We start from the raw sequence: 17,501 nt of genomic DNA on the forward strand, positions 1-17,501 counted from the left end.
TTGATAAAATGAATTAAAATAAGACAGTTGTTGTTAATAAGTTTAAATATACGCTTATTAATAACAAACGTTTTTATATATGGTTGCATAAGATATAAAACCAGTATTCTCGTTTTATGCAATCATAAATTTGATCCGTACTGTGCTGGACAGGATACGGCTATACAAAGGTAGACATAATGGAATCATTTGCTGAACTATTTGAAGCGAGCATCGAAGAAACAGGCCTAGATATCGAGCGTGGCTCAGTTATCAACGGTACTGTTGTGGCCATCGATAGCGATTGGATCACAGTAGATACTGGTCTGAAATCTGAAGGTATCGTCGCTCGTGAAGAGTTTTTAAGCGAAGAAGGCGAACTTGAAGTTGAAGTTGGCGATAGTGTTGATGTCGTAGTTGAAGCGGTTGATAACGGCATGGGTCAAACCTTGCTGTCACGCGAAAAAGCCAAGCGTGTTGAAACTTGGAACTTCCTTGAAAAAATCGCTGACAATGATGAGATCGTAAAAGGTATCATTTCAAGCAAAGTTAAAGGCGGTTTCACTGTAGATATCGGTTCAGTACGCGCGTTCTTACCAGGTTCATTGGTAGATGTACGTCCTATCCGTGACACGACTCATCTTGAAGGCAAAGAGCTAGAATTCAAAGTCATCAAACTTGATCAAAAGCGTAATAACGTTGTTGTTAGCCGCCGTGCAGTTATGGAAGCTGAAAACTCAGCTGAGCGCGAAGAGCTATTGAACAAGCTTGAAGAAGGCATCGAGATCGAAGGTATCGTTAAGAACCTTACTGATTACGGCGCGTTCGTTGATCTAGGTGGTATCGATGGTCTATTGCACATCACTGACATGGCATGGCGCCGTATCAAGCATCCATCTGAAGTTGTTGAAGTTGGTCAAGACCTAAAAGTTAAAGTATTGAAGTTTGACCGTGAGCGCAATCGCGTAAGCCTAGGTCTAAAACAACTTGGTACTGATCCTTGGGACAACGTTGGCGGTACTTATCCAGTGGGTAGTGTGGTTAAAGCTCGCGTAACTAACTTGACTGATTATGGTTGTTTCGCTGAGATTTCTGAAGGTATCGAAGGTCTAGTACACGTATCAGAAATGGATCACACCAACAAAAACATCCACCCATCTAAAGTAGTTCAAGTGGGCGACGAAGTTGAAGTAATGATCCTTGATATCGATGAAGAACGTCGTCGTATAAGCCTAGGTATCAAACAAACTCTAGCCAACCCATGGGATGAGTTTGATAAGAAACATGAGCGCGGTGATAAAATCACTGGTACGATCAAATCAATCACTGACTTCGGTATCTTTATCGGTCTAGACGGTGGTATTGATGGTCTGGTTCATCTTTCTGATATTTCTTGGAACGAAACTGGCGAAGATGCTATCCGTAACTACAATAAAGGCGACACCGTAGAAGCTATGGTATTGTCTGTAGATGCAGAAGCTAACCGTATCAGCCTAGGCGTTAAGCAGTTAAGCTCTGATCCATTCAACGAATACCTAGTTGGTAACGACCGCGGTGCTATCGTCAATGGTAAAGTGAAAGAAGTAGACGCTAAAGGCGCTACTATTGAGCTTGCTGACGAAGTTGAAGCTTATCTACGTGCCTCTGAAATTCAACGTGACCGCGTTGAAGATGCAACTAAGCATCTATCTGTTGGTGATGACGTTGAAGCAAAAATCATCAGCGTTGATCGTAAAACACGCAACATCAACTTGTCTATCAAAGCGAAAGACGAAGCTGAAGAGCGTCAAGCGATCAAAGATCTTGGCAGCACGAACACAACTGCCGCTGCAGGTTCTGATGCACAGCCAAAAACGATTGGTGATTTGATCAAAGAGCAAATGCAGTAAGTTGTAAGTTATTGATATAAAAGTAATATAAAGAAAGCGACTTCGGTCGCTTTTTTTTATGATTAAGTTTTGATATTTGTATTAATAGGTAAGGTTTTTGGCTAAATAAGGAAACTCTTATTCCTATTTTCCTTAATATCCGCTATCATTTGCAACATTGAGTAACGAGATGTGAGCGACAGTATATTTAGAGTTGCGATGTAACTCTTGTAAATAGACTATTCTGATATGAGCTATTATTGATTTAGCTATTAGAGTTTTTATTGATAACACTGTTTTGACTTACTATCAGTTTATCCATCAATCAACAAGGCAAGCGTAATAATGCAGCAAGCGATTAACAAATCCGAATTTATCAGTAATTTGAGTGCGAATTGTGACAACATGGCAGATACCATCGTTGATGATGCCGTTCGTGAAATATTAAATTTGATGACCCATACTTTAGCCAATGATGGCCGAGTCGAGGTTCGTGGGTTTGGCAGTTTTTGTCTACATCATCGCCGCGCTCGTGTCGGACGCAATCCTAAAACGGGTGAGAGCGTACCAGTTCCTGCCAAAGCGATTCCACACTTTAAGCCAGGTAAAGCATTGCGTGAAGCAGTCAATGATAAAGTAGCACACAGCTAATACTCATTAATGATTGACTGACCAAAAACTATCATTCCAACCTGAGGTAACTGTCTCATGCGCTTTTTATTATTCGTATTGCTGTTTTTGAGCTTTGCTTACTCGCTTGGTCTGGTATTGGCAAATAATACCGAGGTCGGGGTCAATTTACTGTTTTCGCAAGCACCTACAATGAATTTGGGGCTACTGCTCATTCTATGTCTAATACTCGGCATTATTATTGGTATTTTATTGTCATTGCTCATATTCCGTGTACTACAGAATAAGTGGGAAATCTCACGTTTGCAAAAGGCAAATACCAATTTGCAAGAGCAGCTGACTCAAGCTAACGTTGTCATTGACCGTCAAGCAACCGCGCCCACGGTAGAAGAAGCCGTTTATGGTGCGACTGCTACTAATGTGCAAGACACCACAGAATCTCACTTAAATAAAGGTGGTACGCTGTCTAAGCGTAAGCGAGATTAATCTGCTGGGCGATGGCCATTGGCTACATTGTTGACCTTAAAAATAATGCTCTGATAATTATGATAGATGGCAAAACCATGAATAATGTGATTAATTCTCCCGTCGTTGTTGCTTTAGACAACATGTCTCTGCAAGCATCATTGGCATTAGCTGATCAATTAGATCCGACGTCATGTCGGCTAAAAGTAGGTAAAGAGCTGTTTACGCGCTGTGGCCCTGATATCGTTAAGGCGCTACATCAGCGTAACTTTGAGGTCTTCTTAGACTTGAAATTTCATGACATTCCTAACACTACTGCTCAAGCGGTAGTAGCTGCTGCCGAGCTTGGTGTGTGGATGGTAAATGTTCATGCTAGTGCAGGTCTAGAGGCTATGTCTTTGGCAAAACAGCGTTTAATAGATAAAGACCTTGATACATTACTCATCGCGGTGACTGTATTGACCTCTATGGACAGTGACGCATTGATGCAAACGGGTATTACTCATAGCTTAGACGCACAGGTGAGCCGATTGGCGCAATTGACCAAGCAAGCTGGGCTAGATGGGGTAGTATGCTCTGCTCAAGAAGCGAAAACGCTTAAAGCGTTATGCGGTCAAGATTTTAAATTGGTCACGCCAGGCATTCGACTAGCAGAAGACAATGCTGATGATCAAAAGCGTATCTGTACGCCGAGTCAGGCATTGGCAGATGGTTCTGATTATTTGGTCATTGGACGCTCAATTACTCAGGCTACAGACCCTGCGGCTAAATTGCAGACAATACTGCAAAGTATTTAAGTTTTGACATCAAAAAGTAAAAAGACAGCCTAAATCGCTGTCTTTTTACTTTTTGATGGTAAAGAAAAAGCTGATACACTACTTTAGCGCTTGCTGACGCTTACGGCTCAAATTATTGATAATGACACTACTGGATGATATTGGATAATATGAAATTACAAATACTAAGTGACTTACATATTGATAGTTATGCACGCCAGTCACACCCTATTGGACATATTCCTAAAACTGACGCAGATATTGTATTAGTAGCGGGAGATACCGCCAACAGTGATAGAGGGATGCCGTGGTTACAAGAGCAGGCAGCACGGTTACAAGTTCCTCTGATCACGATCTCAGGTAATCACGAATATTTTGACGAAGATGTGCTAAGTTTTGACCAAAAGTTGGCGACTTGGGACAATTATGATGCTGCCTCTAACAAAGGGGTTTGTGTCTTACAGTGCCAGCATATTGATATTGGTGATATACGAATCTTAGGTTGCACACTGTGGACGGATTATCAGTATCATGCCAATGAAGATACCATGGCTGCTGCTAGGCATTTTATGCGTGATTATAAGCAGATATATGCAGGCAAGGAGATGTTCTCACCTGAAGTTTCTATGCAAATCCACTCAGAGCATCGTCAGTGGTTGCAGCAAGCACTAATTACTGCCAAAGCACTGGGCAAAAAAACGGTCGTCATGAGTCACCATAGTGTCAGTGCATTATCCGTGTCTGAAAAATATGCCAATTTACCAAGCAATGCTGCCTTTGTCAGTGATTTATCTGGTTGGATGCATGAGGACTGGGCACCAACGCTATGGGTGCATGGACACACACATGAAGCATTCGATTACCGGATAGGCAATACGCGGGTAATTGTTAATCCAAGGGCTTACCCTAACGAGATTAGTAGTACTGCATTGGAATTTGCATGGGACAAAGTCGTTGATATTGGTTAGCCGAGATTTTGCGTGTGTAAGTAATAGTGATGGCTGTCTGTTGCAAATTACCATTCTTAAAAGTTAGATACCCCATTTAATATATAACAGGATATTTACAAGATATATTGCAACTGGATTTGTATGTTGTTCATTCCTGTCAAAAAATCTGCTACGCTTGCTACCATGAGTAAATATCTTAATAGCACCTTATCAAAAGTCTCTGCTGACAAGCTTGCGAGTCACACCCCAAGTGCGCCTGCGCCTTCACATCTGCCAGATAGTATGATCCCTTCGGTCAGACTATTACCTGAGAATGAGCGGCTGATTTTATTTACCAGACACTCTTTGCGTGAGCGTTCTGATGGTAATGGTTTTGCCAGCTATCAGTTGCCGTTGACGCCTAAAGGCCGTGTATTAGCAAAGTCTTGGGGTCGTTGGTTAGCAGGCCATCTGCCATACTCACTCGATGTTGATAGCATCTCAAGCCCGATTAAACGCTGTATTGATACGGCGCAGCTCATGCAGGAAGGAGCAGGTCTAAAGCGTGATATTACGCATCAGTCACTGCTGGTTGAGCCTGGTAGCCTAGTTACTGAACCTGAAATAGCGAACCCAATATTCAAAGAGATTGGTGTACTGAATTTTATCAATCGCTTTTTGCAAGGCGATCTTGAAGGCACCAAAAATGCTTATCAAGGTGGCCTTGATATTCTCTCGCTCTTTTATCAAAACCAGCCGCAGCATGGACATCTAATGCTGGCTGTCAGTCATGATACGTTACTGTCTGCATTCTTAGCCGTGATGTTTGATGTGGAAGAGATCGATTGGAATGATTGGCCAAAAATGATGGAAGGGGTGTTTTTGTGGTTTGATGATAAACCTTTTGATCAGGCAAATGCGCATTTTATCTGGCGTGGTCAAGTATATACACGCCCGATTAGTTCATTGTTGAATGGGTATCGTGCAGCAGGGTATCATCCGAGTAAACTGCTATTACCACCAGAAGTAAAATGGACATAAGATTTCATCAACAAACGGAAATGACGATCCACTAGATATATATCTAGCAGGCATAAAAAAACCTTGCTCCAGTATTAAAACCAGTAGCAAGGTTTTAGTCATAACGCTATAAAAGCGTAATGCGGTCTAGACAATACAAATCTTAAGCTTGTAGGCCTTTGATTGTTTTGTTTAGGCGGCTCTTACGACGAGCAGCTTTATTCTTATGAATAATACCTTTGTCAGCCATACGATCAATAACTGGTACCGCTTTTTTGTAAGCTTCGGTAGCCGCGTCATAATCTTTAGCTTCGATAGCCGCATCAACACGTTTTAAGTAAGTACGAACCATAGAGCGTTGTGACGCAGAGTTCTGACGACGTTTGGTGTTTTGACGGGCGCGTTTACGAGCTTGTGCAGTATTAGCCACGCGTATCTCCTTGATAAAGACAGATAAAAATATGAATGTTGATTGCAATAATGGGTTTAACAATCATCGGTGACGAGCAGCCTCTCGCCAAACATGATGTCGATGTCTAATATTAAAGTATCTAATATGAATAGATCATCGCAAGCGCCAGAACTGTTTGGAATAATTAAACAGCGTTGACGTGTAAAGCCGGTTATCTTAGCAAATTATTGCGCTAAGGACAATATATTTGATGATTAATGCGCAAAGAAGTGCTGTAAACTCATGAATTTTGGCCTATTAAGGTATCTAGATCAATAGCAGACATCAATAGGCGCAATTGATTGATAAAATCTCTTACAATATATCCTACATAATAGCGTCAGTTATTCATGAATTTAGGTATGATATCCTAATGATAGGCCTTGATATAGGTCACTTTTTATCAATATAGAACCTCTAACGTTATATAAGTGGATAGGGTATGCAGCGAAAAGCAATTGTGATTGGCGCAACAGGATTGGTAGGGCAGCATTTGGTAAAACAGCTGAGTGAGCTCTATGATACATTGATTGTGATCGCTCGGCGCCCGCCACGCTATATTAATGCCAGCATGCGTTTTTATCAGGTTAATGACTTTGATAATCTCTCTGAAGTGTTTGCGAGTGTTGGTGCGGATCGAACGACAGATGCCTTTAGCTGTCTTGGCACCACCAAAAAACAAGCGGGTAGCGATGAGGCTTTTCGAAAGATAGATCACGATTACAATGTTAACTTTGCCAGACTATGCCGTGATAAAGGGGTAGAAAACTTTTTTCTACTTTCATCCATGAATGCCGATATTGACAGCCGCTTTTTGTACAATCGAGTCAAGGCAGAGACGGAGCAATCTATTACGGCACTAGGCTTTGGTCAATTGGTGATATTTCGACCGTCGTTATTACTAGGCAAGCATAAAGGGCGTCCGCTCGAAAGTATTGGTCAAAAAGCGTTTAAGCTTATCTCGCCTTTAGTCTCAGAGTCACTCTCATTACATCCTATCTCGGCTAAGCGCGTCGCTAGTGCAATGGCGATGAGTGCTCATGATATTTATCATCGTCGTAAATACCGTACGGAACCTCAGATTGAACATACAGAGATCATTGAAAATAAGAAGATGCTTGCGATGACTCGTGTTAAGAGATAGAAAAACTGTTTTTTCTGATCTTAAAAGTTGTCTTAAAATCAAAATGTTAATAGCGTTACGTATCAATGTGATGAGCACAAAATTATAAGCATGAAAAAGATAATAATTGCTATCGAGTCATTGATGCGTGTTTAAATATCAATCAATTGAGTCACCAATAACAAGGAGTAGAAGCAATGGAAATGAGTAAGGAAAACTTTGTGACTTGTGATCTATTGGATGCCCATCCTGAGTCGCAAGTATGCTTACCAAATATCGAAGGTAAGTCATTTCGTCGTTTTGGTGCAAAAGATAAATTCTGCGGTGAAATCGTGACGGTGAAGTGTTTTGAAGACAATAGTCGCGTCAAATCACTATTGAATAGTGATGGTAAAGACAAAGCTGGCAACGGTAAAGTATTGGTCGTTGATGGCGGCGGTTCTATGCGCTGTGCATTACTAGGCGATATGATTGCACAATCAGCTATAGACAACGGCTGGACTGGGGTCATCGTCTATGGCTGTGTGCGTGATGTTGATGACATGGCAGCGATGGATCTTGGTGTAATGGCACTTGGTTGTATCCCGCGTAAATCGACCCGCCGAGATGAAGGTCAAACGGATATCGAAATCAGCTTTGGTGATTTAACGTTGAACTCGGGCATGTTTGTCTATGCTGACAATAATGGCATTATCGCTAGTGATAAACCGTTAATGTAAACTTGGTTTAACCAGTGTGAATGAGAACCTCAGCTTATCAGTTGGGGTTTTTTTATGTAATGATAGTTAAAGCTTAATAATCGTTATCAATCCTCGATCATGAATGAGTAAACTTTTACGTGACAAACCGTTACGGCATAAGTTTTGGTAATTGCTCAAATATTCGTATAATAGCTTTCTGACTCCTTAACTTTGATCCTATTCTTTATGCCTATCACTGCTTTGACTGACGCGTTTGATCCCATTAACCAGCAGTTGTTCCCTATCCAAAATGCCGAGCGGCGTTGGCTAGCGCCTGTCCATGGTGCAGTCAGTAGCTTGTGGCTGGCAAGCTTGGTTCAAACGCCTATGTGGGATGTTGCCAAGCGCCTAAAGGTCGTGGTGGCACGTGACCAAAACCAACTCAATCAGATAGAGACCGAGCTGGCATTTTGCGGTGTCGACGCTTACGTATTCCCTGATTGGGAGACACTGACGTATGATGAGCTGTCTCCGCACCAAGACATCGTTAGTGAGCGTATCAATCTGCTGACAGATATGCCAAAAACAGGTGTGCTACTCATTTCAGTACAGGCGCTGATGCATCGTGTTGCGCCACCAAGTTGGCTGATTGGGCAGCATTTTGATCTAAGTGTCGGTGATCGTTTTGATATCAATACGCAACGTGGTCTACTGGCAAAGGCGGGTTATAGAGCGGTTGAAAATGTCTTTGAACCCGGTGAGTTTGCGGTACGTGGCAGCATCATTGATATCTTTGCTATGGGTCAGCCTTTTCCGCTGCGTTTAGATTTATTTGACGATGAAATTGAGACAATTCGTTTTTTTCATCCGCAAACCCAGCGCACGTTGACCGCTGATGATCTCAAGGCGATGTTGACAGGTAATGATACCAGCATGGGCAAGGAGTCACTGTCGCTGCTGCACAAATTGCCAGACATCTCAAAACCTATTGAGCAGTTCCAAATATTACCAGCAAAAGAGTTTCCGCTAGATGAAGGGCGAGAGACATTTCGCACGAATTTTGCGGCGATGTTCCCTAATGCCAGTAGCCGCAAGTCTGAGCTGCATAAAGATGTGATGGCAGGTATTGCGAGTAGTGGGCTGGAGTATTATCAGCCACTATTTTTCGACCTAAAAGATTGGCAAGAAGAAAGTACACTGTTTTCTTATTTGCCAAGTGATGCGTTGTTTATCACGGATGAACTCATTAACGAAAAACAGGCGGACTATTGGTCACAAATCCAGCGCCGCTATGAAGAACGTCGACATGATATTGACAAGCCTATTGTTGAACCTGCGCTCTTATATCTGTTATCCAACGCACTCAACGAGCAGCTAAACCAGTATCCACGAGTGATACTAAGCGCACGCGATGAGCTGGCTACAATAAATGATGTCGTAGCGCTAGAAGGTAGCGACTCATCTCAGCCGCAATTCTCGCTAACGCCTGCTAAGCAGCAAGGCTTGGTGACATTAAGCGCTGAAGAGCCGCCACAATTGGCAGTAAACCATCAGAAATCTGAGCCATTATCCGAATTACTCGACTTCTTGGATACGCAATCACAGACTTTAACACCCGTACTAATCGTCGCAGAAACTGCTGGCCGTCGTGAGATTCTTATTGAGCTGTTTAAAGGTAAGATTGATATCAAAGCATATGATAGCTTTGAAGCATTCTTAGCAGCAGATAAGACGAGCGCTATGAATAACGCTCGACTACCACATGTCGGTCTGACTGTGGCACCGATTGAGCGCGGCGTATACGTGCCTGAGCGTTTGGTGTTGATTAGTGAAACGCAGCTGTTTGGTCGTCAAGTCTTACAGACGCGTCGTCGTCGCCAAAGCGGTGTATCAGAAGAATTCTTGGTTAAAAGCGTCACTGAGATAACAGATGGTAGTCCAGTCGTTCATATCGAGCATGGTATCGGTCGTTATAATGGTCTGATTACCTTAGATGTTGGTGATGGTGAGCAAGAGTTTATTCATTTAAAGTATGACGATGATGCCAGTATCTATGTGCCAGTAGCTAATCTGCAAATGATTAGCCGTTATAGCGGCGGCGATCCAGCGTTGGCCCCGCTCCATAAGATTGGTAGTGGCAAATGGGATAGAGCAAAGCAAAAAGCGTTAGAGCAAATTCACGATGTTGCCGCAGAGCTGCTCAATATGCAAGCGCGTCGTGAGGCCAAAGTTGGTATTCATTTTAAAATAGATCCGTCGCAATATGAGCTGTTTGCCAGTCAGTTTGCGTTTGAAGAGACCGCTGACCAAGCCAATGCTATCCATGCGGTTATGGAAGATATGAGACAAAACCAGCCAATGGATCGCCTCATCTGCGGTGATGTTGGCTTTGGTAAAACAGAAGTAGCGATGCGAGCGGCCTTTATTGCCGTCAGTGCTGGCTATCAAGTTGCTGTATTAGTGCCCACCACTTTGCTCGCAGGACAGCACGAAGACAATTTCCGCGATCGATTTGCTGATTGGCCAGTGCGTATTGAAAGCCTGTCTCGCTTTGGTGGTAAAAAACATCAAGAGATGGTCTTGACGGACTTGGCTGATGGCAAAGTCGATATTGTGATCGGTACTCATAAACTACTACAGCCTGACGTGAAGTTTGCAAACCTTGGGCTAATGATCGTCGATGAGGAGCACCGCTTTGGGGTGCGTCACAAAGAGCGTATCAAGGCTATTCAGACAGATGTAGACAGTATGTCTATGACCGCGACGCCCATCCCTAGAACGCTTAATATGGCGCTCTCTGGCATGCGTGACATGTCAATCATTGCCACACCACCTGCACGCCGACTTGCGATTAAAACTTTTGTCATGCAAAAGACAGAAGCGCTGATGAAAGAGGCCATATTGCGCGAGCTGTTGCGTGGCGGGCAAGTTTATCTCTTGCATAATGATGTGGCTAGTATTGAGCGTATGGCAGAGACTATCCGCGACCTCGTACCTGAAGCACGGGTAGGGGTCGCCCATGGACAAATGCAAGAGCGTCAGCTTGAGCAGATCATGCAGCAGTTTTATCATAAAAAATTCAATGTGCTGGTGTGTTCTACTATTATTGAGACAGGTATCGACGTACCGAATGCCAATACCATTATCATTGAGCGTGCTGATAAGTTTGGTCTGGCGCAATTACATCAGCTGCGAGGGCGAGTAGGGCGTAGTCATCATCAGGCGTATTGTTATCTGTTGGTGCCTTCTATCAAAGGTCTCAAAGGCGACGCCAAGCGTCGACTCCATGCCATTGAACGCGCCAATACATTGGGCGCAGGTTTTATGCTAGCGAGTGAAGATCTAGAGATTCGCGGGGCAGGTGAGATACTCGGTAAGCAGCAAAGTGGTAATATGCAGGCAATTGGCTTTAGCTTATATATGGATATGCTTGAGCGCGCAACTAAGGCGATCAAGGCCGGTAAAGAGCCTGACTTGAATACGCCATTATCGCTAACCAGTGAGATTAACTTGCATAGCTCGGCGCTTATTCCAGAAGAGTATCTACATGACGTGCATCAGCGTTTGTTGTTTTACAAACGTATAAGCAATACAGACGATAAAGAAGCGTTGACGGATATTCGGACCGAAATGATAGATCGTTTTGGTGCATTGCCAGATCAGACCAAGCAGCTATTTGCCATTCATGGACTGCGCTTGCAAGCAGAACCGTTGAAGATCAACAAAATCGATGCCAATAGTAGTAGTATGACGCTGGAGTTTGCACCAGACACTCCTGTTGATGCCTTGGCGATTATTAAGCTGATTCAGTCAGATGGGCAGCACTACCGAATGAATGGGGCCTCTGGTATTCGTTATCAACATAGCGATAAGCTGGCAACGCCTCAACAGCGAGTCTCTGTTATCCAAGATCTTTTACGTTATTTTAGTAAGCATATGGTGACAGAAGCTGCTTAGATTCAATCGGTGAGAGCAATCATTGGGATTTCTAAGACAATCAACACTAATGCAATGGTGTATGGTGCTATTTTATCGCAGGGATAACTGATAAAATAACCAGATTGCTTTTTCTTCGATATTTTTTACGTACTTTTATTTGCATTAAACAACAAGAGAACCGTCATTATGTTCCAACTTCATCATAAACTTGCTGCTGATAGTTTCTTAGTGGGTGATTTTCCATTGTCTACTTGTCGTTTGATCAATGACTGCCAGTTTCCTTGGTTGATATTAGTGCCGCGCGTATCAGGTATCAAAGAGCTTTACGAGTTGTCTGAGGCAGACCAAACGCAGTTCTTGCGTGAGTCAAGCTGGTTATCAAGTCAACTAGCCAAAACCTTTCAAGCAGATAAGATGAATGTGGCCGCGCTTGGTAATCAAGTCCCGCAGCTTCATTTTCATCATATTGTTCGTTATCAAAATGATATGCGATGGCCAAATCCAGTATGGGGAGTTCCTGCGGTTCCTTATACCAAAGAAGTCTTGGCACAAATGCAGCAAACGTTAATGATGGCGCTACGTGGTCATCATCAAATGCCTTTTGATTGGCAGATGTAATACATTTTGAACTTTGAATTGCTCTACCTCATCTATAAAGCATTATTTACGAAGCACCTTTCCTAAACTATTGCGACACTAAAAAAGCCAGATACTCGTCATATCTGGCTTTTTTCTATAATAATCAAACATTGTAAGTTATTTATCCAGAAAATTTGTGACTTAGATAAATGATAAATGGTATTTTTTTAGCTACCACTGACATAGGTTTCATCTAATTTAGTAAGTATAATGTATTTTTGTAATAATTTATCATCTAGATAAATGATGTGTGTATGCTGTTTTTATATATCTTTATCTCTCTGATAGCCTATCTTACTTAAGTGAAATCCAATATGCCCTTTACAGAGACATTAAAGCCAAAACTGTCGTCAAAAGGGAGTGGAATCTGTCAATTCGACTATCCAGAAGTTTTCGTTTTAATACTCACTGTCATATTACTCGCCTTGCATTACAACTTTCGTCCTACTTCAATGGCGTTATTGGTTGTCATTAGCCTACCTAGCTTGATGATTCTGATTTATAACTACCGACGCGAAACCAGTCTTTGGACGTCTAATATAGTTGTTATTTTATTTTCGGTCGTCATTGGGTCAATACAGTTTTGTACAGTAATATCGCTCAGTCTAGTAGCCTTAATCGGCGTACGTATGATCGTCAGTGGGGTTGATAACGCTCTAAGATTATTTACAGTGGCATTAGTAACATCTATTGTCTTCTATTATGTCAGTACAATACTGGACAACGAAGGGTTGAACTGTAATGAAGGCTGGGTTCCACCCGCCGTATTATTAGCAAGCATAATAGTTATTTTGTATCAGTTTCGCAGTACGTATCAAAAGTACATCGGTTATAAAGAAAGTGCCTCTAAAGCAGGAGGACGTTTGAGTACGATGGTGTCAGTCATCAATAAGTTGACTCGCTTTGTACCACCGCAAATTTGGGAACCAATTGTCAGATCTAATAGCCCTGTTAGTGTGTCGAATAAACGTGCCAAGCTGACCATTATGTTTTCAGATATTGTGGGTTTTACCGATCTGTCTGATAGTCTGAGTGCTGACAACTTAGCTGATATTTTGAACACTTATATGCATTGCATGACGTTGATTGCTGATAGACATGGTGCTGTACTTGATAAATTTATTGGCGATGGCATGGTGTGCTTTTTTGGCGAGCCCGCTAGTAACGGCCCACGTCAAGATGCTCTTGACTGTGTGGCAATGGCGATAGATATGCGCCGCGAAATGCGTACATTACGTCAAAAATGGCGGCTGATGGGCTTTGAAGGATTATACATACGCATCGGTATCACGACTGGCTACTGCCACGTGGGTAATTTTGGTAGCAACAATCGTCTTAGTTATACACTGATTGGTAAAGAGGCTAATCTGGCCTCAAGACTTGAGTCGAACGCTGGTAAAGATGAGATATTGGTCAGTGAAAGCACTTATGATTATGTTTGCCATAACTATGAGTGCAAACATGTTGGAGCGCTTCAGCTAAAAGGCTTTGATGACAAGATAAATGCATGGCAAGTACTTGACCCTGACGCTAATAAAGGTCATTTGTCTAAATGGGTAGATCACACTTTGCCAGGGTTTAACTTGCATCTAAATTTTAAAGATATGAAAGACAATGACTATCAAGACATTAGGAGTCGGTTAAACTTTGCGCTTGAGCGCATCGAACAAGAAGAAGAAAAGTTGGCACAGAGCATCGCTGAAGAAAGCAAACGTCATAGTGCTAACAAAAAGTCATGATTTGGGTAGTCATATCGTGAAATGTTGAGTACAAAAAAAGCCAGCTATTATATTTTAATAGCTGGCTTTTTTTATAACTTATAAGTAGTTTTTACCAATCATATTAATGATTTTCTTTTGCATGATTCAATGTGTATTTTGGAACTTCGATGGTTAGATCTTCATCATCGAGCATGACCTGACAAGACAGACGTGAGTCAGGCTCTAAGCCCCAAGCACGATCAAGTAGATCAGCTTCTACGTCATCCATCTCATCTAGACTGTTGAATCCTTTGCGTACGACAACGTGACAAGTAGTACAAGCTTTTGACATCTCACAGGCATGCTCAATTTTGATGCCTTTTTCTAATAACGCTTTGCACAAATTCTGACCAGCTTGTAGCTCAACTTCTGCGCCCTCTGGGCAGATTTCATGATGGGGTAGTACAGTAACTTTTGGCATAAATTATTTGTCCAATGCTAATCAATCTAAAAAATAAGAGAAAGTAGCTTAGTATCATAACTAAGCTATCATTTTGAGTGTGGATTTTACCAATCTTGTGCGCTGGTACCTGCCATGCTGGTTTTAACACTTTGATTCATAATGCGAGCAGCAAAGGCATCACTATGCGGCTTAAGCTGTGCTTGCTGTGCTTCAATAAGTGTCAAGTCATCAGTGCTAAGAGAGTTACGTAGCGCTTGTATATGCTCCGCTAAAGTGTGCTGCTCATCAGAAGAAAGCAGTGCTGCAAACTCATTGAGTGCAGATTCTAGAGCCAATACTTCACGCTCGGCTTCTACCTTGGTTTCGATTAAAGAGCGCGCGTTTTTATCTTCTTCTGCGTGTTTAAATCCGGCAACAAGCAACTGCTCTTTTTGCTCGTCAGACAAACCATAAGAAGGCACGATCTCGATCTTGCTTTCTGTTTTGGTCGTGGTCTCTTGCGCACTCACCGTCAGCTGACCATTGGCATCGATGCTAAAGGTAACTTCGATACGAGCAAACCCAGCTTTCATTGGCGGAATACCATACAGCTCAAAGCGGCCAAGCGAGCGACAGTTTTCTACTGTTTCGCGCTCACCTTGTACCACGTGAATGACCATACCTGTTTGACCATCTTGATAGGTGGTAAACACCTGACGTTTTTTGACAGGGATAGGCGTGTTGCGTGGGATGAGTACTTCAACCAAACCACCCATGGTCTCAAGACCTAAAGATAATGGTGTCACGTCTAACAACAACAAATTGTTGTCACTATCACCATTCACCAATTGGTGAGCAGTCTGGGCAGCGCCTAAGGCAACGACTTCATCTGGATTCAGACGGCAAAGAGGCTGCTTGGCAAAAAATTCAGTCACGACTTGTTGTATGGCAGGCATACGCGTTGAGCCGCCTACTAAGATAACTTCGTCTAAATCTCTGGCAGCCAGCTTTGCATCACGTAGGACTTGTTCGCATACGCTCAACGTGCGACGACTAACAGGTTCTACGATAGTGAGGATGTCTTCACGGCGCAATAAACCTTGATAGTTTTGTCCGTTGACAGTGACATTGATATCCACTTGCTCAGCATCAGTCAACGCTTGCTTGTAAGCTTTAGCTTCTTGTGCGAGTACTGACTTATCATGCAGGCTTACATCTTTTGGATCGATATTTAACTGTTTGATGATCCAATTTGTAATCAAGCGATCAATATCATCGCCGCCCAGTGCGCTATTACCGCCAGTTGCCAATACTTCAAAGACACCGTCATTCAGCTTTAAGATAGATACATCAAAAGTACCGCCGCCCAAATCATAAATGAGGTAGTAGCTTTCTTTATTGCTTTCTTGATCGAGTCCGTAAGCAACGGCAGCGGCGGTAGGCTCATTTAGTAAGCGTAGCACGTTGATACCAGCAGCTTGGGCCGCATCTTTAGTGGCTTGGCGCTGTGCCTCATCAAAATAAGCTGGCACAGTAATGACGGCACCCTCAATGCTGTCTGCAGGCAGTGCGCTCGCTGCACGTTGCTCAAGCGCGGCTAATATACGCGCTGATACTTCGACAGGTGACACTTCACCTTGAGCTGTGACAAATGCTGGCATATCATCTGTACTACCAGACAGCTCATAAGGATGCGAGAATTTGATATCCGCTTGGCTACGACCCATAAACCGCTTAGCCGAGACGATCGTATTTTTTGGATCATCTGCTAAATGCGCTAGGGCATCATAGCCGACCGATGGATTACCTGTCGCTGGATAATAAACCACAGAAGGCAGCAAGGTATCTGATGCTGCGCCTGCTTCTAAGACTTGCGCCTTGCCTGAACGTACTACAGCGACCAGTGAGCGTGTCGTACCAAGGTCAATACCTAGGCCAAAACGATGTTGATGAGGTTGAGCGCTTTGATTGGGTTCGGCAATTTGCATTAAAGACATAAGAATAACTCAGAGATAAAATGAATAAGTGTAATGAGGCAAATATGGCATGTTCAGTATGACTGCTTAACCGCTATCTCTTTATTCTAGATATAGAGGAAGTTGGCAGTTAAGCATGCTCAAAGTCAGAGATTATACGTTATAGTTGATACTAATTTAATCAAATATTTAGAATATAGCTTTCAAATAAGATACATCATGCACAGCTATCTAGACATATAGATCATCGTCATCTGAATGTGCAGCAGTGGCGACGTCATCAAGCCCCGTTGTAACATCAGCATTCAATTTGACCAAAAACTTCAATTTCTGTGTCGCATCAATCGCCGTTGGCCAATCTTGCTCTTGGTAAGCAGTTTCAAAACGCTGAGACTGATTTGCCAAGCGCGATGTAATTTGAGGATGTAACTGCTGCAAGGCTGAAAGGTCTTTGCCTGCAATAGCGTCATCTAAATCCATACGCATTTCCATCGCATCTTCTAAAAAATCCAAGTCTGCGATGGAGTGCTCTAGATTTTGTGCTTGATCGGCCATACCTAATAGGTAACCAGCACGGCTATCAGGTGCACTCAATGTTTGGTAGGCTTGATTGATGACGGCAGAATACTGCTCCGATTGCTGCTTTGCTTGCTTGGTATCTGCTAGATTCTTTGCAACATTATCAGGATGATAGCGTTTTTGTAGCAGACGTAGATGCTGATCGAGACTGTCTTGATTGACTTCAAATTGTATAGGTTGCTCAAATAGGGCAAAGAAGTTATCAAATTGTGCTTCTGGAATCGTGTCTGTCATATCTTACGCCTTGCTTTTTTATTTGTTTTTAAAGTCTTAATTTGGTGCTTCCACTAAATATATTAGTGCAT

Annotated in this window: 15 protein-coding genes; 11 read left to right on the forward strand and 4 right to left on the reverse strand. The window is 42.7% G+C overall.

Annotation, left to right across the window (positions count from 1 at the left end; all coding sequences use genetic code 11):
* Nucleotides 1–179 precede the first annotated feature (179 nt).
* The 6 genes from rpsA to I3255_RS04405 all read left to right on the forward strand — a co-directional run bounded on the left by rpsA (nt 180) and on the right by I3255_RS04405 (nt 5,688).
* Complete coding sequence (rpsA, locus tag I3255_RS04380; RefSeq protein WP_201599784.1) at nt 180–1,868, forward strand: 30S ribosomal protein S1; 1,689 nt, start codon at nt 180–182, stop codon at nt 1,866–1,868.
* 324 nt (nt 1,869–2,192) lie between these two features.
* Nucleotides 2,193–2,498, forward strand: a complete 306-nt coding sequence (locus tag I3255_RS04385; protein ID WP_058024195.1) for an integration host factor subunit beta — start codon at nt 2,193–2,195, stop codon at nt 2,496–2,498.
* 57 nt (nt 2,499–2,555) lie between these two features.
* On the forward strand, nt 2,556–2,963 hold the full coding sequence (locus tag I3255_RS04390) for a lipopolysaccharide assembly protein LapA domain-containing protein (protein WP_238037280.1): 408 nt from the start codon (nt 2,556–2,558) through the stop codon (nt 2,961–2,963).
* Between the two features lie 77 nt (nt 2,964–3,040).
* Entirely contained in the window at nt 3,041–3,739 is a 699-nt protein-coding gene (pyrF, locus tag I3255_RS04395; RefSeq protein WP_238037283.1) for an orotidine-5'-phosphate decarboxylase, read from the forward strand.
* A 149-nt stretch (nt 3,740–3,888) separates the two neighbouring features.
* Nucleotides 3,889–4,686: a metallophosphoesterase gene (locus I3255_RS04400; protein ID WP_238037299.1), complete on the forward strand. Its 798-nt coding sequence runs from the start codon at nt 3,889–3,891 to the stop codon at nt 4,684–4,686.
* A gap of 165 nt (nt 4,687–4,851) precedes the next feature.
* A complete protein-coding gene (locus tag I3255_RS04405; RefSeq protein WP_238037764.1) occupies nt 4,852–5,688 on the forward strand; it encodes a histidine phosphatase family protein in 837 nt (278 codons plus the stop codon).
* A gap of 142 nt (nt 5,689–5,830) precedes the next feature.
* Here I3255_RS04405 and rpsT read toward each other — a convergent pair whose 3' ends face one another.
* Complete coding sequence (gene rpsT / locus I3255_RS04410; RefSeq protein WP_058024191.1) at nt 5,831–6,097, reverse strand: 30S ribosomal protein S20; 267 nt, start codon at nt 6,095–6,097, stop codon at nt 5,831–5,833.
* A gap of 463 nt (nt 6,098–6,560) precedes the next feature.
* Between rpsT and I3255_RS04415 the strand changes: the two genes are divergently transcribed.
* The 5 genes from I3255_RS04415 to I3255_RS04435 all read left to right on the forward strand — a co-directional run bounded on the left by I3255_RS04415 (nt 6,561) and on the right by I3255_RS04435 (nt 14,238).
* Nucleotides 6,561–7,262 (forward strand): NAD-dependent epimerase/dehydratase family protein, encoded by a 702-nt coding sequence (locus I3255_RS04415; RefSeq protein WP_238037300.1) that lies wholly within the window; start codon nt 6,561–6,563, stop codon nt 7,260–7,262.
* Nucleotides 7,263–7,444: 182 nt separating this feature from the next.
* A complete protein-coding gene (gene rraA, locus I3255_RS04420; RefSeq protein WP_238037766.1) occupies nt 7,445–7,960 on the forward strand; it encodes a ribonuclease E activity regulator RraA in 516 nt (171 codons plus the stop codon).
* A 207-nt stretch (nt 7,961–8,167) separates the two neighbouring features.
* A complete protein-coding gene (gene mfd / locus I3255_RS04425) occupies nt 8,168–11,878 on the forward strand; it encodes a transcription-repair coupling factor (protein ID WP_238037302.1) in 3,711 nt (1,236 codons plus the stop codon).
* A 168-nt stretch (nt 11,879–12,046) separates the two neighbouring features.
* Complete coding sequence (locus I3255_RS04430) at nt 12,047–12,478, forward strand: HIT family protein (RefSeq protein ID WP_238037303.1); 432 nt, start codon at nt 12,047–12,049, stop codon at nt 12,476–12,478.
* A 335-nt stretch (nt 12,479–12,813) separates the two neighbouring features.
* Nucleotides 12,814–14,238, forward strand: a complete 1,425-nt coding sequence (locus I3255_RS04435; RefSeq protein ID WP_238037304.1) for an adenylate/guanylate cyclase domain-containing protein — start codon at nt 12,814–12,816, stop codon at nt 14,236–14,238.
* A 103-nt stretch (nt 14,239–14,341) separates the two neighbouring features.
* Here I3255_RS04435 and fdx read toward each other — a convergent pair whose 3' ends face one another.
* The 3 genes from fdx to hscB form a co-directional block, all read right to left on the reverse strand.
* The gene (gene fdx, locus I3255_RS04440) at nt 14,342–14,680 is read right to left on the reverse strand and encodes an ISC system 2Fe-2S type ferredoxin (RefSeq protein WP_058024187.1); all 339 of its coding nucleotides are present in this window, start codon (nt 14,678–14,680) and stop codon (nt 14,342–14,344) included.
* An 86-nt stretch (nt 14,681–14,766) separates the two neighbouring features.
* On the reverse strand, nt 14,767–16,638 hold the full coding sequence (gene hscA / locus I3255_RS04445; RefSeq protein ID WP_238037305.1) for a Fe-S protein assembly chaperone HscA: 1,872 nt from the start codon (nt 16,636–16,638) through the stop codon (nt 14,767–14,769).
* Nucleotides 16,639–16,848: 210 nt separating this feature from the next.
* Nucleotides 16,849–17,430 (reverse strand): Fe-S protein assembly co-chaperone HscB, encoded by a 582-nt coding sequence (gene hscB / locus I3255_RS04450; protein ID WP_238037306.1) that lies wholly within the window; start codon nt 17,428–17,430, stop codon nt 16,849–16,851.
* Nucleotides 17,431–17,501: the final 71 nt, after the last annotated feature.

The organism is Psychrobacter sp. Ps6, from assembly GCF_022129235.1.
GTDB lineage: Bacteria > Pseudomonadota > Gammaproteobacteria > Pseudomonadales > Moraxellaceae > Psychrobacter.